Below are 26,058 nucleotides of genomic sequence, written 5' to 3' on the forward strand. Positions count from 1 at the left end.
ATTGTGGAGGAAATAACGTAATGAAAACGAATCAAATAATGGGTGTAATAGGAGCATGTTTAATCTTTCTTACAGGAGCTGTTTCAGTTGAAGCGGCAAATGAAGGATCTCCTCCTCCTAATATTGAACTTGAAAATATTTTTCAAATTCCAACCAATTCTGCCAGTTCCGTTCTGGAGATAAATGGTGGCAATGTTGTTCAGTTAACGCCAGCAGAGCAAAGAAAAAATGGTGCAATTTGGTCAACAGATAAAAATAAAATGAATTTATTAAAAGATTTTGAAGCTTCCATGTATCTTTACTTTGGCAATCAAGGAACGAGTGCTGCGGATGGTATGGCATTTGTGATGCAAAATGATGCCCGTGGTCCAGGGACTATTATTTCTGGAGATGGCTCACAATTAGGCGTTTGGGATGCACCAAAACCAAATACTTGGGGTTATGGCATTGAAAAAAGTTTTGCGATTGAATTTGATACTCATTATAACGGTGGAAATGGTTTTGATTCTCCCGTTGAAGATCGAGATCATATTGCTTGGAATTTTCCAGGAGTACGAGATAAGAATGCAACCTACGAAGATCATTATTTATGGCCTGGCACAGTCAGCAAAAGAAAATTAATTCATAATGGGATAGCGTACCCCTCAGGTGAACTATCTTCAGATAAGTGGTATCCATTTAATATAAAATGGTCAGCTAGTGCTAAAACAATCACGTATCAATTTGATAATCTAGCTCCAGTAACGGCCCCTATCCCTAATCCACAAGCTATTTTTGGTAGCGATGAAGTATATTGGGGATTTACAGGTTCGACAGGTGATAATGTTGAAATGAATCGTGTTGCCTTTGAAAAAGTTCCGGGACTAGTTAATGCGACTGCCAAAACAACTATTACCAATCAAAAAGATGAAAGCGTCGCAGGAAAAGTGGTGAGTAGAGGTGAAAAGTTAACTTACCGGATAGATGCATCTTACATCTCGGGAAAGCAGGACTGGAAAGAAGTTATTGCGAATATGGAACTATCAGAGGCTGTTGATTACGTCGAGGGAACTTTATATGGAAAATCAACTGGTGGTATCGAAGTTATTCTGGATGATTCCTTATTTAATGAAGGTTCATTAGAGGTTGAGCTAGGCACATTAACAACTACGGAACCTCTAGCTTATCTTTACTTTGACGCAGTAGTAAAATCAAATACTGAAATTACTGAAGTTGCAGAGAGTAGTGTCTTTTCTGGGAAGAATCACATTGAAAATAGTAACAAAGTAACGTATCAGATTAGCCAAAATCAAGCACCAAACCTAACTTTGGACAATGAAAATACACTTCAAACAGTTGGGACAAATACAAATTATGAAGTAACGGGAACATGGAAAGATCCTGATGAAACAGTGACTAGCTTACGTTACGTAGTTAATGGAAATGAAATTGGAACAAGTCAAGAAACAAGTGCTTCAGCCAATCAAGAGACTGCATATACCTACTGGATTCCTGCTGAATTCTTGAAGCCGGGGATTGAAAATACACTTGAAGTTTATGCGGTAGATCAAGAGGGGTTGGAATCGCAACATCAATCTCTTAAAGTCAGGGTTTTAAGTACTCCAAAGTTAACCCTTAATTCAGCAGGTACAACAGTGAATCTAGAAAATGGTTTAGGATATGAATTAACTGGAACATGGCAGGATAGCGATAGTCCATGGGTTCATTTATATTACGTACTAGATGGCGCTCCACCTGTGCAGTTTGCTAAAGAAGTTCCAAACTCGACTCCTAAAGATCAAGTTATCAGCTATCAAAAAATGATAGAAAGCACTGAATTAACCCTTGGTTTGCATACGATTAGTGTGTATGCAGAAGATTCTGAAGGGCAACAGTCTAATAGTGAAACTCTCTCGATAGATGTGACGGGGAACTTACAATTTACCAACATCCCTACTGCAGTTAGCTATGAGACAACTAAAATACCTAGTGAACCTACAGTGGTGTCTCGTAATAACGATTGGGATATTCGAGTGAAGGATACTCGAGCTGTAGGTAGTGAATGGCATGTATTGGTTACAATGAAACAAGCTTTTGTAGATCAAAGCCAACATCAATTGGCAGATAGCTTGTTTTATAAAACTGGAACATCGAAGGTATTGTTAAAAGAAGGCGTAGCGGTAGAGGCTTTTTCTAAAAAAACAACGAATACTCAAGAAGTACCAGTTGAATGGTCTGAAGATAATGGGCTTTTAATGGATATTCAGCCATCTGCTTATACTGGGGATTATCAAGGGATATTAGAATGGACTTTAATGGATACTCCTTAAGCGTCAACTTGATTATGTAATAGGAAGAAGACTATTTTAGTATGTTATTCGTTTTAAAAATCCAGATAAACAGAAAGTAAATACACCTTCGTTCATCTGGATTTTTAACTATCTGCTACTAAAAAATTTGTTTATTAATAGAAGGAACTCAACTGATGTTTGTGAACAAAACTGAATAATTTGTTCCAGCTATCTTTGTTTTCAACATCATCAAAGTGGAAGTAATTTTCATCTTTATAGCGTTGTTCGTAGAAATCTGAAATCACGATGTCCGCATTTTTAATATTATCGACAACAACAATGCTTTCTTTGCCAAATAGTTTATAAAGTTGACTATGAATATAAGATTCTCCAAACATATTTTTTGAAAACTGGATATAAACTGTTAAATGAGTTTTCTCTAGTTGAGAAAGGAAAGAGTGAATCAATTTATAAGCTAAGTTTAAATGAGAATCTGAAATTTTATCACTGTCTGTAAAAGGATGTTGTGCAATAAAATTATCGAAAAAGTTTTTTCCTTTGATGAAAATAGGTGAATCAATGGTTTGTGATTCTTGATTGCCTGGGATAAAATCACGCATGCTAGAAGAATCGAAGTGAATATACAGAATGTTGGCGAAATACAATGAAAAGAAATACATTAATTTAAACTTTATTTCATTATAATCTAAATTCTTTTTTAACTCGGGAAATTCGATAAATAAAGCAGCAATCAATTCTTTACAATAATAGATTAATTCATTATTTAAGCGAAATAGCTTTTTACCAATCTTTTCTTGAACTTCTTCTGTATCTCGATAAGAGCTAAAGACACGGCAAGTAAGATTGAAGAAAAGTGTTTCATTTTTCATTTTTTTAGGATCATCAATGGTGGGGTAGCTAGTATTTAATAATCGTACTAACGGAAGAGATAAATCTTGAACTGATTTAAAAACAGCTAATGTATTGAGGAAAGGCTCCTCTAAAACTAGTTCCTTTCGTGTAGAAGGATAAATGTGGTGAATAACAGCTAGGGAGTACAAAAACTTTGATTGCTTTGAAGCAGAAACTGAAAATATAGTTTTTATTTCATCTTCATTAAAGCATTGATAGACTTCATCAAGGGTTATATTTTCAAATGGCCACTCAATTCCCTGATTCACATTCCAGAAAAAATATGTTTCAAACAAGCGAATATTTTTAGAACTGCCTGAGATAAAAATTTTATCAATATTCTTGGAGTACTCAATTTTAATGTAAAATGGTGCCAAAAATTGGTTAGCTTCTAATAATAATTTGTAGACATAAGGCATGCTAATCGATAAGGTTTCAGCTAGATCAGAGATATGTCGTATTGAAGAGGAAAATATCTTTTGAAATAACTGAAAATTTAATGAGTTTAAATGATAACCTAAATTCATTTTTTTTATTACATAATATCCATTAAAGGGGGTCGTGTTATCAAAACAATAACTCCCACGTTTATCAATAATTTTCATTTGATTAAATTCTTTAATATCTTGGAGATCTTCATTTAAAGAGGAAACATATCGTTTCAATGTTGATAAAGAAATATCAAATTTAGCGAAAATTACTTCTTTGCAGACAAATCCATCTTGCTGGATTAAAAACTTTAACAAAGCCAATTTCCCGACTTCTCTGCTATTTAAAATCATCAATAGTCTTCTCCTTCCAGTGGAATATAAATAAAGATAACACGATTATTTATAAAAATAAAGCGAATGACAGTATTGTAAGGTGAGCTAGAAAGTGTTCAAAGTTCAAATTCATTCTCATTTTTTTCTAATTGTTATTCTTAAAATAAGTGGAAAAATAACTATTATTTTCTTTTTAGTTTAAATTAAGCTGTTTTTTAATAGTTTGATTAGAAAAGGGAGAAACTGCGTATAGAAAAATGAACGGTTTTTAATCAAAAAAAAATACAATATGTTCCGTTTTCTAAAGAAAACGGTTCTTTTTGTAATTATTTTAGAATAAAGCGTTTTTTTGTGAATAAAAAATGAGATTATCTAAGATTTTGATTAGAATTCAATCAACATTGGAAAACTAAGAACGTATAAATTACATTAACTTGTTGATATAATTACATTGTAATATCAAATTGTGTTTCATCAACTCATTAAAAAAGATTTAAAAAACTAAGTAATTTACTGTTTTTTTAAGTAGTTTTTACTGTTATTTTATTTTGATTAAATAACTTAATTTGACTATTTAGAATAACGGTTAATTTGAACATATTAGCTGGAAATCGAGAGTTGATATTCATTTGAGGAGGGATTAAATTTTTCATAACTAACTGAATGCTTGGAGGTATGTTATAGAATGAAAAAAGTAAAATCAATGAGTTTTGTTGTATGTCTAGTCTTTATTCTATTGTTAGCAGGAGCAGTTACTTCTTCTGTGTCAGCAATAGCTGCCGGGCCTAGCGTTGCGGAACAAAATATTGGTATCACTTTCGAAGACGATTCTAGCCAAGACGATTCTTCTGATCCAAACGTATTACAACCCGATTTGGGAGGGAATAATGAAAATAGGCCCAATGGGAATGGTAATTCACAATTTCCACAAACCGGAGAACAAAAAACGTTTCTTTACAGTTTAATTGGATTTTGGATTTTAGTGATTCTATTCGGAATCATTTTAATTAATAAACAAAGAAGGGAGCAACTAAAACAATGAAAACAAGAAAGTTAATTACTTCTAGTGTAGTTTTATCTGCCATATTAGTATCAGTATCAATTCCAACAGGTTTAGCTTTTGCAGCTACTACAGCTTCGACTAAAGCAGATGTTGAATTAACAGCAGGCACAGGAAGTGGTGGTGCAGGACCGTTGAATTTGGATAAGGCACCTGCATTTAATTTTGGGAGTCAAGAAATTGCAACGACTTTAAAAACGTATAATGCAGATGGTGATGTTCCCTTAACTGTTTCAGATATTCGTGGAACAGGTGAAGGCTGGACAGTTAACGCTAAAATTACTACTTTTGCAAGTACAGATCGCACATTAACTGGTGCTGAATTTATTCTTCCAGCAGTAGTGCCTACCTCACCAGAGGGAAATAGCCCGAAACCAGATGATACAAAAGCAACAACATTGAATGCAACAGATCAACAAGTTTTTGGTGCTAAAAAAGATACAGGTTTAGGGCAATGGAAAGCAAAATATGATAAAGCCGAGTTGAAAATCCCAAGTGGAAACTATGCTGGAAAATATTCGGCTACGATTGAATGGACTTTATTAGCACAACCAGCTGTATAAAATAGGGAAAAAAGAGTATACAAATAAAAAAAATAACTAAAAAATAGAGTTAAAAAGGGAGAGTAATAATTATGTCAAAATTCAAAGCAATCAGTTTAATCACTTTAGGTTCGGTATTAGTATTAGGAACAGCAACAACAGCATTAGCAGCTCCAGATCCAGCAACATCTACAAACAAGATTGAATTTGAAAGTGGTGCAGCAACACCAACAGATCCATTAGATCCTACTAATCCAGATAACACTGGTACTAAACCAGTAGATCCATCAGATCCAAACAACAACGGAACTGGAAATAACGGTCCACTATCAATTGACTTTGTGTCAAACATTGACTTTGGTACGAAAAAAGTTTCACCAAAAACAGAAGTTTACAATGCACTAAATGAAAATCCTTACGTCCAAGTAACGGATACAACAGGTGAAGGTAAAGGGTGGACATTAACTGCAGCAGCAAGTACTTTTGCTGATTCAACTGGTAACAAAGTATTAAAAGGTGCTGAATTATCTTTCTTAAACGGACAAGTTAAAACAGTTTCTACAAACGTTTCAGATGCACCAGTTGCAAACCAATCATTAGTATTCTCAAATACAGATTCTAAAGAAGTTTTAAAAGCAGATGTTAATGCTGGTAAAGGTAGTTGGGTTAATGTTTGGTCTGGAACAAAAGACAATAATTCTAATGTAACATTAAAAGTATTAGCAGGTTCTGCAGAGAAAGCAGCGTACACTTCTAAAGTAACATGGACATTAGTTGCAGGTCCAACTGCACCATAAATTTTTAAAATAACGTTTAAATGATGATAGTAGATATTAACAAGGAGTGGCTGACATGAAAAAAAGATTCTTATTTGTTCTGATCCCTCTATTTTTTCTATTTGTTTTAGCTACAGAGGCTAGTGCGAATTCGGTAGATTTCGGTGTGAAACCTGTAATTCCAGAAAATCAACAGGATAAAAACAAATCCTATTTTGATTTACGAATGAGTCCTGGAGAAAAGCGTAGTGTTTCTCTTACACTTTCAAATTTATCAGATAAAGAAACAGTAGTGGCGATTCAACCAAATACTGCAATGACCAACAGAAATGGGGTTATTGATTATAAAAGTTCTGATAAAGCGAAAGATTCTACTTTACCGCTGAACATTTCGGACATCATTACTGGTGAAAAGGAAGTTACACTGAAACCCAAGGAATCTAGAAATATAACTTATGAGATTACAATGCCTGAGAAGCCTTTTGACGGGATGATATTGGGTGGTTTTTATATGAAAAAAATATCGAAAGAACCAGCTCCAGCAACAGATAAAAATGTTCAGATAAAAAATGAATATTCTTATGTGGTTGCAGTCGCTATAACTCAAAATGATGCAAAAATAGATTCAGAGTTAAAATTAAATGACATCAAGCCTGGTTTAGAGAATTATCGGACGGTTGTCACAGCCAATATTCAAAATATTAAACCTAAGCTAGAAGGTAAGATGTCAGTGAAGGCCAATGTTACGAAGAAAGGCAGCTCAGAAATTTTGCATACAACTGAAAAAGAGTCGATGAGCATGGCACCCAATTCCAATTTTGATTTTCCAATTAGTTGGAATAACCAAGAATTGAAAGCTGGGGTTTATACATTGAATTTAAATGTAACGACTTCTGGTGGACAATGGAAATTTTCAAAAGATTTTGAAATCAAGGCTGCAGAATCAAATAAGTTAAATAATAGTGCAGTAGAATTAGATAAAGACTATACAACCATCTTTATTATTATTGGCAGTTTATTAGTTGTCACAATTCTATTACTCCTTGTTCTTATCTTTATCTTTAGAAAAAAACGGACAGACAAAGAAAATCAAGCAACAGAGCAAAAACGCCCTAACAAAAAGGTGGTGTAAAATAATATGAAGAAAAAAGGTTGGCTAATTGGAATTGCAAGTGCTATTTTCATGCTTACAGCGGGAGGTATTTCAGCTGAAGCAGCAAATGAAAATTTACCACCTGTTAATATTTCGCTAGACAATATTTTTCAAGTACCAAGTGGCTCTACAAGTAAGGTTATCAAAGTTGGTACAGGAGATATTGTTGAGATTACAGCAGCCAGAGTTAACCAAAGTGGTGCAATCTGGTCAACAGCTTCTAATAAAATGGATCTAAGCAAAGATTTTGAAGCTTCAATGTATATTTATTTTGGTAATCAAGGTAGTGCCGCAGCGGATGGGATGTCTTTTGTTATGCAAAATGCTGATGCAGGTCCGAATACAGCCAATGTTGGTGGGGGTGCCAGAATTGGTGTTTGGGATTGGGCTTCTCCAGGTACTTTTGGATACGGAATAAAAAACAGTTTAGCGATTGAATTTGATACGTATTCAAATGGAGATGGCTTTGATGCGGGATTAAATGGTCAAAATCATATTGCATGGGGATTTCCAAGTATTAAATCTACCTATTTAGATAGTAATGGACTGAGAAGATTAGATCATAAAGGTCTTCAATATCCCGGAAATTTATCAGTAGATAAATGGTTTCCTTTTAATGTGAAATGGTCTGCTAGTGCTAAAACATTAACGTATAAGTTTAATAATTTAGCACCGGTTGTGATTCCTGTTCCAGATCCAGCTGCCGTTTTTGGTAACACAAGTACTGTTTACTGGGGCTTTACTGGTTCAACTGGCGCACAGTTTGAGTTAAATCGTGTTGCATTTGAAAAAGTACCAGGTTTAGTCAACGCAACAGTACCAATGACAGTAAAAAATCAAGAAGGTATGGATGTAGCTGGAAAAGTTGTGAGTTCTGGGGAAACTTTAACGTATCGTTTAGAAGGAAATTATCTTTCTGGAAAACAAAATTGGCGGACTGTAACTGGAAAACTTACATTGCCTGATACGGTAAATTATGTTCCAAATACATTGAAGGCATATTCAGCAGGTGGTCCAGAAATAAGCTTGCCAGATAGCAAATGGAATGGTAAGACCTTAACTACGGATTTAGGAACGTTAGATACAACGAAAAATATTGCTTATGTTACATTCAATGTTAAAACTACTGATGTTGCAGCTGTAACTTCTGTAGCAGCAAAAGGAACACTTAGTGGCTTAAATTATATTGACAACAGTAACGAAGTTCAATATCAAATTAAACCGCGTGAAGCTCCGAAAGTAACCTTAACAAACGGAAATACTACGCAAACCATTTTTTCTAATACAAACTATGAGTTGACGGGAACATGGATTGATCCAGATGGCAAACAATCTACGCTACACTATTTAGTGAATGGTGTGGAAATTGGTACAAGTCAGATATCTAGTCCAGCAAATAATCAACAACAAAATTACACGTATACGATTCCTGCAAATCAATTAAAAGAAGGTGCAGTAACGCCAGTTGTTGTTTATGCAGTAGATGAAACAGGTCTTGAATCACAACGTGTCCCAATCAACATAAAAGTTTTATCTCCTCCTAAAGTAACTCTAAATGGTACAGGAACAACTGTTGAAATAGACAACGGTTCTGATTTTGCCTTTAAAGGAACTTGGAAAGACCTAGATAGTCAATTTGTTAATTTGTACTATATTTTAGGGAATAATCCACCGGTTCAATTTGGTAAACAAGTAGCAAATCCTGATCCTAAAGGACAAACAATTAATTTTTCACAGTCTGTTCCTAGTAAGGATTTGGCACCTGGAACCTATTCATTAAAAGTTTATGCAGAAGATAGTGAGGGGCAACAAACAGTCAGTGATGTTGTGACAATCCAAGTTATTGGAACGCTGCAATTTACGAATATATCTAGTGCTGTAAGTTATGAAGGAACATCTATTCCTAAGACCTTAAAAACAGTTAAACGGAATACAGATTGGGATATCCGAGTTAAAGATACACGAAGAATTGGCGGCGACTGGCGCGTAGATGTAACGTTGGAACAACCATTTGCCAATCAGGCACAAAAGAAATTGTCTGACGGTTTGTTCTTTAAAAACGGTACAAATATAACTCCATTAAAAGTTGGAGATACAACAACCGTCTTTTCTAAAAAAACCACAGATTTTCAAGAAGTACCTGTCACTTGGTCAGAAGATCAAGGTTTACTAATGAATATCAGTCCTTCAGATTATACAGGCAAATATCAAGGAGTTTTAAATTGGACTTTAGTTGATGGTCCAAGCTAAAAATAAAAATCAAATAGTACAATAAACAAAATTATGCAGTCAAGTCTTCATTTAAATAAAGACGATTCAACTATTTTATTCAGATAGTTACCTGGGTGACACCATAATTTTATCGTGGCCTATTCTTATTTGTTTTTTAGAAAAAGTAAAGCGACTACTAAAATGGTGGTGAAATAGTTTGGGTAAAATAGGCTGGTTCATTGTACTTTCAAGTGTATTTTTAATTTTTACAATTGGAACAATCTCAGCTAAAGCAGTAAATGAGAACAATCCGCCTGCCCAGATTGAATTAGATAATATCTTTCAAACACCAGCAGGATCGGTTAGTAATATCGTTACAACGACTAAAGGAAATTTAGTCGAAATAACACCAGCAAAAACCAATCAAAATGGAGCGATTTGGTCAACAGACGCAAATAAAATGAATTTAGCAGAAGACTTTGAATCCTCGATGTATCTTTATTTTGGAAATCAAGGAAAAAAGGCTGCTGATGGAATGACATTTGTGATGCAGAACGATCCCAACGGACCCAATGCAATCATTACTGGCTATGGCTCACAAATAGGTACTTGGGCTAGTCCCACACCTGAAAGTTGGTATCCAGGTATTAGAAAAAGCTTTGCAGTGGAATTTGATACCTATGATAACACAGATGGATTTGATGCAGATATGGTCCAAGGGGAGGATCATATTGCATGGAATTTTCCAGACGTGCGTTCGTCCTATGTTGATTATATGAGTTCAAATCAAGTCAAACGTAAATTAACGCATAAAAATAGGCAATATCCAGGAGAATTATCGGTGGATAAATGGTTTCCATTTAAGATAAAATGGTCTGCAAGTAGGAAAACATTAACGTATCAATTTAATGATTTAGCACCTGTAGACGTACCGATTATGAATCCTGAAGCTGTTTTTGGGAGTACTCAGGTCTATTGGGGGTTTGCCGGTTCAACAGGGAATCAAACCGAAATGAATCGGGTTTCATTTGAAAAAGTACCAGATTTGGTTCAATCAAAGGTCAATCTGACTGTAAAAAATCAAGAGGGCATTAGTGTCGATGGGGGAATTGTCAGCAGTATGGAACGGCTAACCTATCGTTTGGAAGGAAATTATATTTCCGGTAAGCAAGAATGGAAAGCCGTTTTTGCACAACTTCAATTGCCAGAAAATGTAACCTACATTCCAAATACGTTAAAACTTTTTTCTACCGATGGCTCTGAAATCGCATTACCAGATGATCAATGGAATGAAAAAACACTAAATGTAAATATAGGAGCGTTAAATACGCAGAAAAATCTAGCCTATGTCACTTTTGAAGTTGAAACAGCGAATGTATCTAGTTTAACTGAGGTAACAGCAGAAGGACTATTTACTGGGAAAAATCAGATTGATACGAGTAATCGTGTTGACTATCAGATTGATACGAAAAAACCACCAACTCTGACTTTAACAAATGAAAATACAATTCAAACGACTGTTACTGGGGGGAACTATGAAGTAACAGGAATTTGGAAAGATTTAGATGGAATGAAGGGAACGTTACATTATTTAGTTAACGGAAAAGAAGTAGGTACAAGCAATGAAATCAGTTCAACAGTGAATCAAGAAATCAATTATGCGTATACAATTCCTGGTAGTAGCTTAACTCAAGGAGCTGAAAATACGCTTGAAGTCTATGCTGTTGATGAAGACAATCTTGTATCAGAATATGTTTCACTTAAAATAAAGAGTTTAAGTGTACCAAAAATTACTCTTAACCATTCAGACACAACCGTTAATCTAGACAATACGTTAGATTATACGACAATGGGGACATGGCAAGATTTAGATAGTTCATGGGTCAGTCTATCTTATGTATTAGATGATTCTAAGGCTGTTGAATTTGCCAAAGAAGTTTCAAATTCCGATCCTAAAGATCAGGAAATCAAGTATGAATTAACTGTTGGAGGCAACGGATTAACTCCTGGTTTGCACCGACTAAAAGTATACGCTGTAGACGCAGAGGGACAAGCGTCCGTTAGTAAAACAGTTCTAATTAACGTGACAGGAACATTGCAGTTTACAAATGTATCTGATAAAGTTAGTTATCCAAAAAATGAAATTCCACGAACAATCAAAACCATTCAACGCAACAAGGATTGGGATATCCGTGTCAAAGATACACGTGGTATCGGAAGTAGCTGGTATGTCAATGTAACAGTAGAACAGCCATTTACTAATGAAAATAAAAAAAAATTAACAGAAGGAATCATCTACAAAACTGGAGATTTTTCAACTCCCTTACAAGTAGGTGTTGCAACCACTGTTTTTTCAAAAACAACAACAGACTACCACGAAGTACCTGTTAACTGGTCAGAGAATCAAGGGCTTTTATTATTGATTACTCCTTCTGATTATTCAGGAAGCTATCAGGCAGTCTTGAATTGGACTTTAATTGATGGCCCTTCTTAGTAGTTTGATCATTATAAATGAAAAATCCAGATGAGCATGAGGTGAACCCCTTTATGCTCATCTGGATTTTTAACGTTGCTTGATAAAAATATACAGTTTAAAACTAATTTTGAGTAACAAATAGGGAATCAATAGAAAAAGTACGGATGTATTTGATTATCAATAAGAAAAAAGTGTTTTTTGACTGTAGACTGATAAAAAAGCCTAATAAAAAATTCACAATAAGTTGTAACGTACTTAGTAGGAATGCAATGATAAAAGTATACTTGAATGCTTGAATTAATTTGCTTAGAATTGTAAAACCAACTAAATCTGTTCCAAATGGAGGAACGACTGCTGGCGGATAAGGAGGGAGTTTTAGTTGATTATTGAGCTTTAAACTAGGAATTCGTAAAGTTAAATGACCTTTGGCAAGCCATGGTTCATACAAGAAACTAATCGCTAGACAAGCAATAAAAAAATCACTATTATCATGAAGCGGCGTTTTGCATGTTACCAATACCACCGGCTTGGTCCAGAGGGAAATCTAAGAGAATATTTTGGGGAATAATTTGATGTAGCAAAAGTTGGAATTTTTTTCCACCTAAAACGACATATTGTGACTCAGATAAAGTCAAATCTAGCCATTGTTTTTTTAATTCAGCAAGTTGGATGGTTTCTTGATTAACTCCTTTTAAGGTAAACCGGACATCGTATGTATGGGGGACAAGGTCTGTTGGTTTTAAGAATCCGTAATAAGGGGAAAGAATTAGATAGTCTGAATCAAACTTTTGTGCGTAGGCCTGACAAAGGCGGTGAAAAGTTCCTATATAAGCCTGATTGGCTGAAACAGTACCAATAGTTGGTTCCTTGTCCCAAATTTTAGGCTTACCACTAGCGATAATCATCATTATTTTAACCTCCTTTTTATTTATTATAATTAGTATACCATTCTAAATACTTAACTAGAAAAAAATTTTAATCGTTGTTGGTTTTTAACTTTAATAGAATCGGATTAATATAGGGTTTATCTTTTATTTAGTATTTAATTAGAAAAAAATGGTAAAACGAATTGGCTTTTTGGATAGGCTTGAATTTTTTAGGAAGAGAAAAGGTAGTTCTGTAATTCCGGTATGAAATTTAGTTGGAGGGAAAAATGTCTGCTACCTACTAGTTGTTAGGAACTTATTCCTTAAAAAAAGAAGATTCTAGCGCTATTGTTGGACCAAATTCGTCAATAAACCTACGATTTTTAGAAATAAGCTACACCTCGTTTCTATGTATTTAACATAGTCTGCTTCTTTTTTATTCTGTAAAAAAATTCATTTGATTAACTACTTTACCTGTCGGGGTAATTCTGTTATAATTTTACTATATCAGATGGAGTAATGTGGAGTGAAATGAAAAAAATTTAGTAGGAGGGGAGCAAGTGATTAGTAGTGATGTCATTCGTGGTCATAACGATACAATTATTTTAGCAATTTTAATGAAAAATGATTCTTATGGATATCAAATATCAAAAGAAATAACCCAGATGTCGCAAAATTTGTATCAAATCAAAGAAACAACGCTCTATTCCAGCTTTACTCGGCTAGAAAAAAAAGGGTATATTATTTCGTATTATGGTAGCGAAACAAATGGAAAAAGGCGTACTTATTATAAAATTACAAGTCAAGGAATCGATTACTATCAAGAGAAATGTGAAGAATGGCAGATGATTAAACAAATCGTTGATCAATTTGTAAAGGGGAGTACTGATAATGGAGCAGATTAGAGAATATATTGAAGCTATTTTTAGCAGTTTGCCAAAAACGAAAGAAATCGTTGAACTACGACAAAATATGCTAGAGAATATGGAAGACAAATACAATGAATTAATTGAGAGTGGCATGAATCAAGATGAAGCAGTAGGTTCGGTAATTCGTTCAATTGGAACTGCAAAAGAACTTAAATCAGAACTAGGTATGATGGATGATTTAAAAAACGAAGCAGAAAAAGTCAACTATGATGCTGAGGAATCTATTCAAACAATGTCAGAAATTCAATCTAAAGTTGGAATGGGAATCGCTTTTTCAGCAGTATTATATATTTGTTCACCTGCAATCTATAAAATATGGAATGAGTATTTGAACGAGGATGTAATGGCGTTTTTCTGTCTATGGGCGGTGTTGATTATTGCGACAGTTAATTTAGGGTATTGGCTTATCAAAAATTTCCAAGCAAAAAAACAATTAAAACAACTAAAAAATGGCAAGATAATCCAAGAAAGACAACCAATATCTACTGTACAAAAAATTGTTTGGAGCGTAGCGATAGGACTTTATTTGCTAGGTGTAATCACAGGTGGGGCAGAATCTGTATGGATTGTGTTTCCTATTGCAGTAGTAACGAGTGTATGTGTGAGCTATTATGCCAAAAGAAAAGCTTTTTGGAAAGTGGGAGGATAACATGCAAATTAACCCTTATTATCGTAAAGCTTTTTTTCATGAAACTGATCAAATGGGCATTATCCATCATTCAAATTATCTTAAATGGTTTGAAGAATCACGTTTTGATTTATTAGAGCAACTTGGTTTTGGAATGGATTTTTTAGAGCGAGAAGGGCTGAGCAGTCCAGTTTTAGATATTGCGTGCTCCTATAAAGCAATGGTGCATTTTAATGATGAAGTAGCGATTAAAATTAGTGTGAAAAAAATATCTAGTGCCCGTCTAATTTTTAGTTATAACGTATGGCATGATGGTGAGATTAAGGCAAGTGGCGAAAGCGGACATTGTTTCATTAATCAAGCAGGGAAAATTATTTCATTAAAACGTGAGTACCCTGAATTACATGAGATTCTTAGCCAATTAGTAGTAAAATAAATGTATAAAAATGAATGACTTTTGGAAGCGAAGGTCATTCTTTTTTTGCTTTGCTGATTGGAATAAGTAGAATGTAAAAAAGATCCTAAAAAAGAGGTGAAATTATTCACAAAATAAAGTAAAATAGGAAAAGTATAATACTAGTAGTAGAAAATAGTTAATTAACTTATGAGGAGTGGAATTGAAAAATGTATACCCCAGATGAGATTTTAGAAATCACGATTGAGATGGGAACGAAAAAGATTGCCAAACCATTTGTATCAAAACTGTTATTAGGCTTTGTTGGTGGAGCGATGATTTCACTAGGCTATCTAGCTTATATTCGAGTAGCGTCTTCTATGGTTGAAGAGTGGGGCAGCGTCGCTAGCTTCTTAGGTGCCAGCGTATTTCCAATCGGTTTAATCGTTATTTTACTTGGCGGTGGTGAATTAATTACGGGAAATATGATGGCCGTTGCAGCAGCATGGTTTGATAAAAAGGTAAATACAAAGGACTTATTAATAAATTGGATTACAATTACCTTAGCTAATGCAGCTGGAGCAATATTTGTTGCTTATTTCTTTGGTCATATCGTTGGACTAACTAGTTCAGGTGCTTTCCTTCATGAAACGATTACATTAGCCGAAGGTAAAATTGCAGCAACGCCCTTACAAGGTTTTATCTCTGGGATTGGGTGTAACTGGTTTGTTGGGATAGCTTTATGGTTATGTTACGGCGCTAAAGATAGTGCTGGTAAGATTTTAGGTATTTGGTTCCCTGTAATGATCTTTGTAGCTATTGGATTTCAGCATAGTGTAGCTAATATGTTTGTAATTCCTGCAGCAATTTTTGAAGGTGGCGCTACTTGGACACAGATGCTTCAAAATTTTGTTCCCGTATATTTGGGTAATATCATCGGTGGGGCATTATTTGTTTCAGGGATATATTATAAAGCCTTTAAACATTAAGTATATAAAAAGAATATAAGAACTTGCCAAAGCATATTTTTGGCAAGTTTTTTTGTGCTTAAAGTAAGGTAGTATTATGAGATATTGGTTAAAATTATGACAAAATGGTGAGGTGTTGAATCACGCTAGAATACGGTTTTTTTAAAATATAAAAAAACGATAGAAAATATTTTTTTGTTATAAATTCATTATACATATAGTGATATTGTAGCTTTTTTATTATATAAAATAACATCATGTTTACTTTTTTTGTTTTTTAAAATGTTTATTTAAAATTTACTATTATAATATTTGAAATTTTTTATATTTTTTCCTTAAAATAAGAAATAATATATATATTGAATAACAAGGTTATTAAAACCAATGTTGTAGAGGTTTTTAGATAATGATGATCATTTACTATAATTTAGCTTCTATCTTTTTTTTAAAATTGTGCTAAAATAATGAAAGTGTTTGATGATAAAAAGGTTATTAAGATCATTATTTTTTGATGAGAATTTATAATGTTTCTATATATTTTGAATATATTGAGGATATTTGTAGAAAAGGTGGGTGAGTATGATTTTTATGAAGCAAAAAAGAAATAAATACAAGTTGTTGTTTTCTTTATTAGTTGTCATTCTCTTAATAGGAGTTGGATGTGGGAAAACAGCTACAAAAAAAGTGGATACTAAAAAAGAAAGTATAACTAGCGAATTAGTAGAAGAGAAAGTAAAGGTCGAAACTAATGCAGCTACAATAAAAGTACAAAAAAATAGTGAAAGTTCTTCTGGAGAAGAATCAAGTATTGAAAAATAAATCAAAGATAAAAGGAGTGCATATGAAGTGAAAAAGGCAAAAATATTTAACTGGATTTTAGCATTTACATTGATATCGCAACTTTTTGTTTCAAGTACAGCAAGTGTAGTTACATTCGCTGACGGAACAGATTCAGTTGTAAATGACTTAATAATTACAGATGCAAATGGCAATAATTTGACAACTACTACATTAAATAAAGGTGATTCATTAACTGTTGGTGTTGAATCAACAAATGCAATGGATCAATCTGTATCAATTGATATAGCAGGGATGGAATTAGATCAAGAGGCTACAAATCAAGCGAATACAGTAAATCAAGTAACGGTTATGTATAGTGCTGAGGCAGCCAATGTTCTTGTAAACTGGCAGACGGCTGCTGTAGCAGAAGAAGTTACAGATGAAGCAACTGCAACTAGTGGTGAGGTAGTTAAACCACTAATTCCAGCAGTGCCAGTTCATAAAAAAGTGGTACTTGTAATGAAGGCGAATGAAGCAGGTTCACATACACTGAGTGCAAAATCAACTCGTGATGGTGTTAGTGTTTTTGCAACACCATTAAAAATTAACGTTGAAGAAGTAACTACAGAAGCTGTAGATTCATCTAACACAGAAGAGCAACCAGAATCAGAGGACCCAGCCCCTGTTCCGGAAGCAAAAGAAGAAGCAAAAACAGATTCACCTGGAAGCAGCGTTCAAGCTAAAAACGGATTAACAAAAGCTGTTAGTGGTTCCGTTGAGGTTTATGATGAAGGAACGCAGACTTGGGGAAGTACAAGTAGACTAGCATTTTATACAGATTATGCTAATCCAATTAAATATCGAATGATTTTTACAACAGATAAAAAACTACCAGGAGTTCAATTTTCAAATAATTGGGATGGTGGTGAAAATATTGTCTGGGGTATGTTAGATAAAAATTCAGAAAAAATTATTAATAGCGGAACTGGTAGTGAAGTTTTATCAATTGATACAGGAAATGGAAAAGCAATTACAGAAGTTGAACCAGGAACGTATATTTATGAATTTGAAGTTTCAATAAAAGCGTCGGTTCCTTTTGATAATTTTTATAATGCAAAAAATGGAGAAAATAGTTTTATTCCAAAATTATCAATAGCTTTGGAAGATGAAAATGGAGTAATAAATGATGTTCCAAGTAATAAAGTAGTCACAGCAGCTGTTTTTCCTAATCCAGCTCAAATGCGCGTGTTAGATATTGAAACTACCTTGCCAATAGCAGGTGTAAAAGGACTCCTTAAAGGTGGACCTTATGATATTCCTTTTGTATCAGATGCGAATGGAATGATTTATTTGCCAGCAATTAGAGATGCTGCTGATCTTACGTACTCTATCTATATTACAGAAGCACCAACCTATATGACTTCTGATAATCCTAATTCAGGATATAGTTTTATTGTTAGTAATTCGTGGAATATGTATCAACCAAGTGCTGGAGTTGATGTTCAAAACATTAGACTTAAGAAAGCTAGACCAGAAATAGCAACAAATATTAAATTTAATCCTGTAAAAACATATTACGAAGAAAAAGTAACTTCCACACAAATTATTGAATACTCTGCTGGAACTGACGCTGAAACGATTCATATTACCACAGGTGTTAATACAGGTTTAGGGTTAGATTATATACAAGGTTCAACCAAGGTTATACGTTATCATGGAAATGTACCAACAGTCATTGAAAGCAATCTTTTAAATAGCTGGCAAGGTGATGGTATTTCAGGTTATAACTTAGATTATTTATTAGCATTTCCAGGAGATCCGCTTATAGCGGGAGACCGAATTGAGCTTATTAGTGAATGGGTGCTACTTCCTCCATCTCCACTTTTGTCAGATCAAGCTTACCTACTACAAAATAGAGTAGTTGGAACAGATAATCAGAATGTAGATTCAGTTTCAGTTCCTGCTAATACGAATGTTTTTGGTGTAGTAAATAATGCCATTAAATTAGACGTGAAGAAAAATGTAACAGTTAAAGATACTACTGAAGATGCAAATCAGAAAAATATTGCTGTTGGAGATACACTTATCTATGAAATTATTGTAAATGCCGTTGGAGACATGAACAGTCAAATTAATGTGCCTTTAATCACAGATAAACTTCCAGAGGGGTTAATTGCAAATAAACGAAATGATTTAGTTGTTAAGCTTAATGGTGTAACCTTATCAAGTAGTTCATTTGGTCCATATAATGTAGTGAATAATGTCTTTACACTAAATGTTCCATTAACCAATCGCCTTTTATCTGTTTCACAAAATTTAGCTGAGAGGCAAATGATTGTTACAATTGAAGTGAAAGTTGGAGCAACAGCTAGTGGTATACTAACCAATACTGCAGTAGCGAGTAGCCAAACTAGAAAAGATCCATTGAATGATCTTAATGTATGGAATGATCCAATCCCTAATAATTCCAACGAAGTAGTCAACTATGTTCCAACAGCAATCAATTTAACTAAAAAAGCTTATGGCTTAGATGATGTTGAACGTACAGTTGCTTATGTTGGAGAAGAATTTAAATATGAATTAATAGCTTCAGTACCCGCTAATTCAGGTGCGTATCATCAAGGGATTATCACAGATACTCTACCAAAAGGAATTAATTATGTTCCAGGTACAACGAGAATAAGCATTAATGGTGTTGAGCAAACCGTTGATACGGTAGATTGGTCAAAAACAAGTGATGGTCGAGATCATTTACAAGTTAATTTAGCTAATCCAATCGTTACGGGTTCAGATGTACGAATCATTTTTAATGTGACAACAGACAGTACAATAATGGATAAACTACAGCCAGTTATAAATACGGCTACTATTACTGGGCATGATAAAGACAATCATTTCCCACCAGTTGAAGGAAAGGATAATACAGAAGTAAGTTTTGGTTATCGTCCTGGGAAATTAGATGCAACTAAAACAGTATGGCAAGGTACGAATTCGGCTGAGCAACAAGCTGTAAAAGTTGGAGATACCTTAACCTACAAGATTGTTGTTGAAAATACTGAAGCAGCAGACACAATGGTGCGTAATGTGCATGTTGGAGATCAATTACCAACAGGCTTAACTTATACACCAGGAACACTTAAAGTTGCTGGAGTTTCGGTGGCTGATGAAGCTGAATTTTTAAAAGGAAATATTAATGTAAATGTTGGTGATATTAAAGGTGGTACATCGGTTGAAATTACTTTTGATGTAACCATTAATGCTGAAGCAACAGGTTCAATTGCAAATACAGCAAAAGCAACAGGTACAGTAGATAAGATTCCAAATCTACCCAATACCCCTGTAGAATCACCAGATAAACCAGCCAATATAAACTCTACAAAACCAGAACCAACAATTAAAAAATCAATTGATAAGCCAATAGCGTATGCTGGAGATACCTTAACATACACATTAATTATTGCTAATGATAAAACGCAACCTGAAATGATTAATGGAAAAGTAACGGATAATTTACCAGCGGAAGTTCAATATGTGCCTAACTCAACGGTAGTAAATGGCACTGCTGAAGCAGATATTGTGCATAATTATTGGAATGGTAATGCCTTTACAATGTCAGGTCTTACGTTAAAAACTGGCGAAACAATCACCGTTACCTTCCAAGTAACTGTGGTAACAACAGAAATTAAAACGGGTATCACCAATACGGTTTCTCTAACAGAGGGAACATCTATAGATGGAACTCAAAAGATTACAGACAAACAAGCGACTGCTGAATTTGAAACAGTTCGTGGACCGGGTGAATTAAAAGTAGTAAAACAAATTACGAAGTTAGATGAAACAACAGATTTAGATGGAAAAATAGTGGCTGATAATGATGAATTCTTTTACACGTTAGTTGTCAGTAATAAAACAACTACTCCATCAGAAATTAAAGAAATTCAAGTAACAGACATGATTCCAGAAGGTCTAATTTATCAAGCAGGATCGCTGACTATCGATGCAGTAGCATATCCAGATTCAGGTGTAACAGGTCAAAAACTAGCTGTTACGATTCCGGGAGTATTGCAAGAAGGGCAGAGTACAACGATTCGTTTTAAAGTGAAAGTAACAGCACCAACTAAAGAAATAAGTGAGAATACAGCTCATGCAACTGGGAAAACACCAGATCCAAAAGATCCAACGAAAGACAAAGATGTGCCACCAGTTGATTCAAATACAGTTGTAAGCAAACGTGGACCGGAGCCTAAGATTGATAAAACAATTGATAAAGCTAAGGCTGTTAAAGGTGATGAATTAACGTATAAATTAGTTATTACTAATGGTAAAGCAGGATTTACTGGAGAATTACTGAACGGTGTTGTGAAAGATAGTTTACCAGCTGAGGTTGCTTACAAAGCCGGTACCACTAAAGTTGATGGTACTTCAATTACAGATATTACTGGAATGTGGACAGGTCAAAACTTTAATTATGTATTGCCAACACCATTTACCGGTGGTTCAACTGTAACCATCGAATTTACAGTAACAGTTGTAACAAATGAGATTAAAACAGATATTTTAAACAATGCAACTGTAAATGGAACAGATAGTGATGGAACAATATATGATGATGATGATAATGTACCTTTTGAAACAGTTCGTAAACCGGGTGAACTAGATATCAAGAAACAAATTGTTTCAGATAAAGGTGTGGATTTAAATAACAAAATTGTTGAGGTAGGAGATACATTCCTTTATACCTTAGTTGTAATGAATACAATAGCTGATCCATCAGAAATCAGAGATATTCTAGTAACAGACACAATTCCAACAGGCTTAATTTATCAAGCAGGTTCTCTATCTGTTGACGGAACCCCGATAACTAATGGAGACAGTAATGTAACTGGACAAGATTTATCAGTGAATATTGGTACTTTACAAGAAGGACAAAGTAAAACCCTTAGCTTTATGGTAAAAGTGACCGAAACTACTAAAAATGGAAGTAAAAACACGGCTACAACAACTGGAACTGTAACACCAGATCCAAATAAACCAACTGAAGAAACGAAATTACCACCAGTTAATTCAAATACAGTTGTCAGTAATCGTGCGCCAGATCCTGAATTTAAGAAAACAATTAGTAAATCAAAAGCAGTTAAAGGCGATGAATTAACCTATAAATTAGTATTAACAAATGGCACAGCAGAGTACACTGGTGATTTGTTAGACGGCGTTGTGAAAGATAGTTTACCAGCTGAGGTTGTTTACAAAGCTGGTACCACTAAAGTTGATGGTACTTCAATTACAGATATTACTGGAATGTGGACAGGTCAAAACTTTAATTATGTATTGCCAACACCATTTACCGGTGGTTCTACCATAACGATTGAATTTACTGTAACGGTAGTAACGGATGAAATTAAAACAGGTATTCTAAATACGGCAACTGTAAATGGAAAAGATAGTAATGGCAAGGAATATCCATTAGATAGTCTAGCCGAATTTGAAACTTTACGTGGTCCGGGTGAATTAGCTATCAATAAAAAAATTACCTCATTAGACGGTACAACAGATATTAACAACAAGACTATTTTAGTTGGAGATGAGTTTGTTTATACCTTAGTTGTAACGAACACGACAACGACTCCATCAGAAATTAGAAATACCCTAGTAACCGACGCGATTCCTGAAGGTTTGCTTTATAAATTAGGTACACTTTCTGTTGATGGTCTAGTCGATCCAAGCGGCGACAATGCCGTAACTGGACAAAATCTATCTCTAAATGTTGGAACATTGCTAGAAGGACAAAGTAAAACAATTAGTTTTATTGTACGAGTAACAGAAGCGACTAAGAGTGTAAGTCATAACTCAGCTAAAGTTGCTGGAACTGTAACACCAGATCCAAATAAACCAACTGAAGAAAAGAAATTACCACCAGTTGAATCGAATACAGTTACAAGTCATCGTGTGCCAGAGCCAACAATTGTCAAAACTCTTGATAAAAAGCAGGCTAGTAAAAATGATGAATTAACCTACAAATTAGTTATTGCAAATGGTAAAGCTGACTTTACAGGCGATCTATTAAATGGTGTAGTAACCGACAGTTTACCAGCGGAAGTTACTTATAAAGCTGGTACGACTAAGGTAGATGGTGTTGGAATTCCAGACACTGCTACAATGTGGAATGGTCAAAACTTTACGTATACGTTGCCAACACCATTCAAAGGTGGTTCAACAGTAACGATTGAATTTACAGTAGTAGTTGTGACGGATGCTATTAAAGCTGGAATTATCAATAATGCAAATGTATTAGGTAATGATAACGACGGGAACAGCTATAATCCAATGGATAATACTGAATTTGAAACGATTCGTGGACCGGGTCAGTTAAAGGCAGAAAAATTAGTAATGAATCTCGGAAATCAAGATATTAACGGTGAAACAGTTAATGAGAATGAAATTATCCGTTATGGAATTACAGTTAGTAATACTGAGATGAATCCTTCAGAATTGAGTCAAGTAAAAGTGACAGATAACTTACCAATGGGCGTGATCTATCAACCAGGAACCCTAAAAGTAGATGGTGTTGTATTAGCTGATAGTAACTTTACTTTCCAAGATGGTAGATGGCTACTTGCGGTGACTTTAGATGGAACTCTTCAAGAAGGACAGAAAAAAGTCGTGACCTTTGATGTTAAAATTACGAAAGATGCTGATGTTAAAGTTATTAATGTAGCGATGGCAGAGGCTTTCCATCCAAACCTTGGAAATCTTCCACCAGCAACTTCAAATACAGAGAATGTCGAAGTAAATTTACCACCAAAACCAGCGATAGTGAAGAGTGTTGATAAAGCCTCTGCTCATGATGGTGATGAATTAACCTATAAACTAGTTGTTTCTAATGGTGCTCACGGTGGTGTACTGACAGGGGCAATCGCAAGTGATACTTTACCGCCAAATGTAGAATATGTAGTAAATAGTACAACACTTGATGGAGTGGCAGTTTCAGACGCAACAACTTGGATTGGTGGAACCTTATCTATTTTAGTACCAGACTTAAATGAAGGTGAATCTGCAACAGTAGCCTTCAAGGTTAAGGTTTTAGTTCCAGCAGTTGGAACAACAATCCTAAATACCGCTGAGCTAAGTAACACGCCTGATCATCCAGATTTCCCAAAAAGTAATGAAGTAGCAACACCAGTTTATCCATTACCAGGTAAACTGACGGCAACGAAAGAGGTAACAGATTTAGTTGGCAACTCTCTAGAAGGACAAATCGTTGCTATTGGAGAACAGATTCGCTATACAATAGTAGTAAAAAATAGTAGTGAAGCGCATCGTTTAGTTGAGGATGTATTAATTAGTGATGCGATTCCAGCAGAAGTAAGCTATGTAGTTGGAACGTTAACTTTAAATGGTATCACGATACCCGATACTCATATTGTAGATAACAAATTAAGTGTTCCAGTTGGAACGTTAAAAGGTGGAGAATTAGCGACAGTTAGTTTTGATGTAACTGTATCAGCAGCAAATCTAACTACACCACTTGTTAAAAATATCGCAACAATTACAGGATCAGGAGCAAATGGTGTTGGTGGTAAGGCAGAACTTCCGCCGTTATATCCAGAAGCAACCTTTGATCGTGAAGGAGCGAGTGCAACAATTATAAAATCAGTAAATAAAGCTAAAGTCAAAGCTGGCGAAGCAATTGACTATCAATTAGTTGTAACAAACACAGCGACCTTAACGAATTGGACTGGTTCAGTACAAGATACGTTACCAAAGGATGTAGAGTATGTAGCTGGTAGCACAACGGTTGATAACCAAGTAATGGCCGATGCAGCAATTTGGAGTAACAATCAGTTACATGTATCAATTACTGATTTAGTACCACAGGCTTCTAGCGTAGTGAAATTTACAGTTAAGGTGAAGGCTGGTATTACTGTTGCAACGATTTTAAATACAGCCACAGTACTATCTGAAGATGGAAGTAGTAGCCAAGCAAGTAATACAGTTGAAACAGTTGTTTATGCTGATCCAAAAGATCCAGCAAGTATAATGCCAAATGACCCACCAAACGTATTACCAAAAACTGGTGAACAAGGTCAAAATCTTGCTATGCTAGGAAGTTTAATCTTATTAAGTAGCTTATCACTATACTTTGTATTTAAAAGAAAAGAAGAACAAGAGGTAGTATAAAATAAAAACAAAAAAGATTCAGGAAGTCTGTTCAATCAGACTTTCTGAATCTTTTTTGTTTAAATCGTTATTTTTTAGGAGCGATAAAAAGATAGCGGAGGATGCTTACTATAATAAAGAAAAGACCGCCGATAAAAATAAAGTCCATAAGTACATGAACATAGACAATCAAACCGCCAGCTGCCACAGCTTCTGATAAAAATGGACTGATTAAATAGAAAGCAAAATAAAGTAGACTTACAAACCAGCTACCATATACTATTTTTTTTAACATGCAAAATAGCCTACCTTTCATTTTAACTAATTGGAAGAATTAATTAGACTTATCTTCAATAGTATAAACTAAATTTTAGGGAAAAGCGATGGCTTTTAGCGTGCATTTTTTAAGATAAAGTGTACAATAAAGATATACAAAGTAGGGAAGTAGGGATAGAGATGAAATTAGTATTTGTACGTCACGGTTTAAGTGATTGGAATGCATTAAATCAATTTACAGGTTGGGTAGATGTTGATCTAAGTGAAGCGGGTTTAGCGGAAGCAACAGAAGCTGGCCGTAAAATAAAAGAAGCAGGTCTAGAATTTGATATTGCCTTTACTTCAGTTTTAAAAAGAGCGATCAAAACGTGTCATATTGTTTTAGAAGGATCAGATCAATTATGGGTGCCAGAAGTAAAATCTTGGCGTTTGAATGAGCGTCACTATGGTGCGTTACAAGGTTTGAATAAAAAAGAAACTGCTGATAAATATGGTGCGGATCAAGTTCAATTATGGCGTCGTTCGTATGATACATTACCTCCACTATTAAGCCCAGAAGATCCAGGTTCAGCTTCGCATGATCGTCGTTATGCAAATCTTCAAAAGAGCCGTATTCCAATGGGAGAGAATTTAAAAGTTACTTTAGAACGTGTGATTCCTTTCTGGGAAGATGAAATTGCACCCGCTATTTTAGATCATAAAACCGTCTTAGTAGCAGCTCACGGAAATTCATTGCGCGCGTTAGCTAAATACATCGAAGGCATTTCAGATGATGATATTATGGAATTAGAAATTCCAACAGGTCAACCATTAGTTTATGAATTGAATGAGGACTTAACAGTTAGTAAAAAATATTATCTATAAGAAGAAAAGAAGTGTGTGGGACAAAGCGTTTA

Annotated in this window: 18 protein-coding genes; 14 read left to right on the forward strand and 4 right to left on the reverse strand. The window is 34.6% G+C overall.

What is annotated here, in order from left to right:
- Positions 1–20 precede the first annotated feature (20 nt).
- Entirely contained in the window at positions 21–2,309 is a 2,289-nt protein-coding gene (locus BR43_RS13185) for an L-type lectin-domain containing protein (RefSeq protein ID WP_034562692.1), read from the forward strand.
- Between the two features lie 134 nt (positions 2,310–2,443).
- Here the strand turns inward: BR43_RS13185 and BR43_RS13190 are convergent, their stop codons facing one another.
- On the reverse strand, positions 2,444–3,964 hold the full coding sequence (locus tag BR43_RS13190) for a helix-turn-helix domain-containing protein (protein ID WP_034562695.1): 1,521 nt from the start codon (positions 3,962–3,964) through the stop codon (positions 2,444–2,446).
- Positions 3,965–4,631: 667 nt separating this feature from the next.
- Here BR43_RS13190 and BR43_RS13195 point away from each other — a divergent pair.
- The 6 genes from BR43_RS13195 (at position 4,632) to BR43_RS13220 (ending at position 12,182) form a co-directional block, all read left to right on the forward strand.
- A complete protein-coding gene (locus tag BR43_RS13195) occupies positions 4,632–4,988 on the forward strand; it encodes an EF2685/EF0750 family sortase-dependent surface protein (protein WP_034562696.1) in 357 nt (118 codons plus the stop codon).
- A complete protein-coding gene (locus tag BR43_RS13200) occupies positions 4,985–5,569 on the forward strand; it encodes a WxL domain-containing protein (protein WP_051933961.1) in 585 nt (194 codons plus the stop codon). The genes BR43_RS13195 and BR43_RS13200 overlap by 4 nt, the downstream gene beginning before the upstream one ends.
- 71 nt (positions 5,570–5,640) lie before the next feature.
- Positions 5,641–6,345 (forward strand): WxL domain-containing protein, encoded by a 705-nt coding sequence (locus BR43_RS13205; protein ID WP_034562698.1) that lies wholly within the window; start codon positions 5,641–5,643, stop codon positions 6,343–6,345.
- Positions 6,346–6,400: 55 nt separating this feature from the next.
- Positions 6,401–7,456, forward strand: a complete 1,056-nt coding sequence (locus BR43_RS13210) for a WxLIP family cell surface protein (protein ID WP_034562700.1) — start codon at positions 6,401–6,403, stop codon at positions 7,454–7,456.
- A 6-nt stretch (positions 7,457–7,462) separates the two neighbouring features.
- The gene (locus BR43_RS19245; protein ID WP_051933962.1) at positions 7,463–9,727 is read left to right on the forward strand and encodes an L-type lectin-domain containing protein; all 2,265 of its coding nucleotides are present in this window, start codon (positions 7,463–7,465) and stop codon (positions 9,725–9,727) included.
- Positions 9,728–9,905: 178 nt separating this feature from the next.
- Positions 9,906–12,182 (forward strand): L-type lectin-domain containing protein, encoded by a 2,277-nt coding sequence (locus BR43_RS13220; protein WP_034562701.1) that lies wholly within the window; start codon positions 9,906–9,908, stop codon positions 12,180–12,182.
- Between the two features lie 103 nt (positions 12,183–12,285).
- Here BR43_RS13220 and BR43_RS13225 read toward each other — a convergent pair whose 3' ends face one another.
- A complete protein-coding gene (locus BR43_RS13225; RefSeq protein WP_169741061.1) occupies positions 12,286–12,681 on the reverse strand; it encodes a hypothetical protein in 396 nt (131 codons plus the stop codon).
- Positions 12,653–13,072, reverse strand: coding sequence for a DUF6884 domain-containing protein (locus BR43_RS13230; protein ID WP_034562703.1), 420 nt, complete (start codon positions 13,070–13,072; stop codon positions 12,653–12,655). The genes BR43_RS13225 and BR43_RS13230 overlap by 29 nt, the downstream gene beginning before the upstream one ends.
- 518 nt (positions 13,073–13,590) lie before the next feature.
- Here BR43_RS13230 and BR43_RS13235 point away from each other — a divergent pair.
- The 6 genes from BR43_RS13235 (at position 13,591) to BR43_RS13260 (ending at position 24,907) form a co-directional block, all read left to right on the forward strand.
- Complete coding sequence (locus BR43_RS13235; RefSeq protein ID WP_034562704.1) at positions 13,591–13,935, forward strand: PadR family transcriptional regulator; 345 nt, start codon at positions 13,591–13,593, stop codon at positions 13,933–13,935.
- Positions 13,922–14,608, forward strand: a complete 687-nt coding sequence (locus BR43_RS19250) for a permease prefix domain 1-containing protein (RefSeq protein ID WP_051933963.1) — start codon at positions 13,922–13,924, stop codon at positions 14,606–14,608. The genes BR43_RS13235 and BR43_RS19250 overlap by 14 nt, the downstream gene beginning before the upstream one ends.
- Position 14,609: 1 nt before the next feature.
- Positions 14,610–15,023: an acyl-CoA thioesterase gene (locus BR43_RS13245; protein ID WP_034562705.1), complete on the forward strand. Its 414-nt coding sequence runs from the start codon at positions 14,610–14,612 to the stop codon at positions 15,021–15,023.
- Positions 15,024–15,211: 188 nt separating this feature from the next.
- On the forward strand, positions 15,212–15,970 hold the full coding sequence (locus BR43_RS13250; protein ID WP_034562706.1) for a formate/nitrite transporter family protein: 759 nt from the start codon (positions 15,212–15,214) through the stop codon (positions 15,968–15,970).
- Between the two features lie 558 nt (positions 15,971–16,528).
- Positions 16,529–16,768, forward strand: coding sequence for a hypothetical protein (locus tag BR43_RS13255; RefSeq protein WP_034562708.1), 240 nt, complete (start codon positions 16,529–16,531; stop codon positions 16,766–16,768).
- Between the two features lie 27 nt (positions 16,769–16,795).
- Complete coding sequence (locus BR43_RS13260; RefSeq protein ID WP_034562710.1) at positions 16,796–24,907, forward strand: isopeptide-forming domain-containing fimbrial protein; 8,112 nt, start codon at positions 16,796–16,798, stop codon at positions 24,905–24,907.
- A gap of 67 nt (positions 24,908–24,974) precedes the next feature.
- Here BR43_RS13260 and BR43_RS13265 read toward each other — a convergent pair whose 3' ends face one another.
- Entirely contained in the window at positions 24,975–25,181 is a 207-nt protein-coding gene (locus BR43_RS13265; protein ID WP_034562712.1) for a hypothetical protein, read from the reverse strand.
- A gap of 161 nt (positions 25,182–25,342) precedes the next feature.
- Here BR43_RS13265 and gpmA point away from each other — a divergent pair, with 161 nt between their 5' ends.
- Positions 25,343–26,026 (forward strand): 2,3-diphosphoglycerate-dependent phosphoglycerate mutase, encoded by a 684-nt coding sequence (gpmA, locus tag BR43_RS13270; RefSeq protein WP_034562714.1) that lies wholly within the window; start codon positions 25,343–25,345, stop codon positions 26,024–26,026.
- Positions 26,027–26,058 lie beyond the last annotated feature (32 nt).

It is taken from the genome of Carnobacterium gallinarum DSM 4847 (assembly GCF_000744375.1).
GTDB lineage: Bacteria > Bacillota > Bacilli > Lactobacillales > Carnobacteriaceae > Carnobacterium > Carnobacterium gallinarum.

Coding starts and splice junctions, on each gene's coding strand:
- BR43_RS13185 (WP_034562692.1), top strand. CDS start 21: ATGAAAACGAATCAAATAATGGGTGTAATAGGAGCATGTTTAATCTTT.
- BR43_RS13190 (WP_034562695.1), bottom strand. CDS start 3,964: ATGATTTTAAATAGCAGAGAAGTCGGGAAATTGGCTTTGTTAAAGTTT.
- BR43_RS13195 (WP_034562696.1), top strand. CDS start 4,632: ATGAAAAAAGTAAAATCAATGAGTTTTGTTGTATGTCTAGTCTTTATT.
- BR43_RS13200 (WP_051933961.1), top strand. CDS start 4,985: ATGAAAACAAGAAAGTTAATTACTTCTAGTGTAGTTTTATCTGCCATA.
- BR43_RS13205 (WP_034562698.1), top strand. CDS start 5,641: ATGTCAAAATTCAAAGCAATCAGTTTAATCACTTTAGGTTCGGTATTA.
- BR43_RS13210 (WP_034562700.1), top strand. CDS start 6,401: ATGAAAAAAAGATTCTTATTTGTTCTGATCCCTCTATTTTTTCTATTT.
- BR43_RS19245 (WP_051933962.1), top strand. CDS start 7,463: ATGAAGAAAAAAGGTTGGCTAATTGGAATTGCAAGTGCTATTTTCATG.
- BR43_RS13230 (WP_034562703.1), bottom strand. CDS start 13,072: ATGATGATTATCGCTAGTGGTAAGCCTAAAATTTGGGACAAGGAACCA.
- BR43_RS19250 (WP_051933963.1), top strand. CDS start 13,922: ATGGAGCAGATTAGAGAATATATTGAAGCTATTTTTAGCAGTTTGCCA.
- BR43_RS13245 (WP_034562705.1), top strand. CDS start 14,610: ATGCAAATTAACCCTTATTATCGTAAAGCTTTTTTTCATGAAACTGAT.
- BR43_RS13250 (WP_034562706.1), top strand. CDS start 15,212: ATGTATACCCCAGATGAGATTTTAGAAATCACGATTGAGATGGGAACG.
- BR43_RS13255 (WP_034562708.1), top strand. CDS start 16,529: ATGATTTTTATGAAGCAAAAAAGAAATAAATACAAGTTGTTGTTTTCT.
- BR43_RS13265 (WP_034562712.1), bottom strand. CDS start 25,181: ATGTTAAAAAAAATAGTATATGGTAGCTGGTTTGTAAGTCTACTTTAT.
- gpmA (WP_034562714.1), top strand. CDS start 25,343: ATGAAATTAGTATTTGTACGTCACGGTTTAAGTGATTGGAATGCATTA.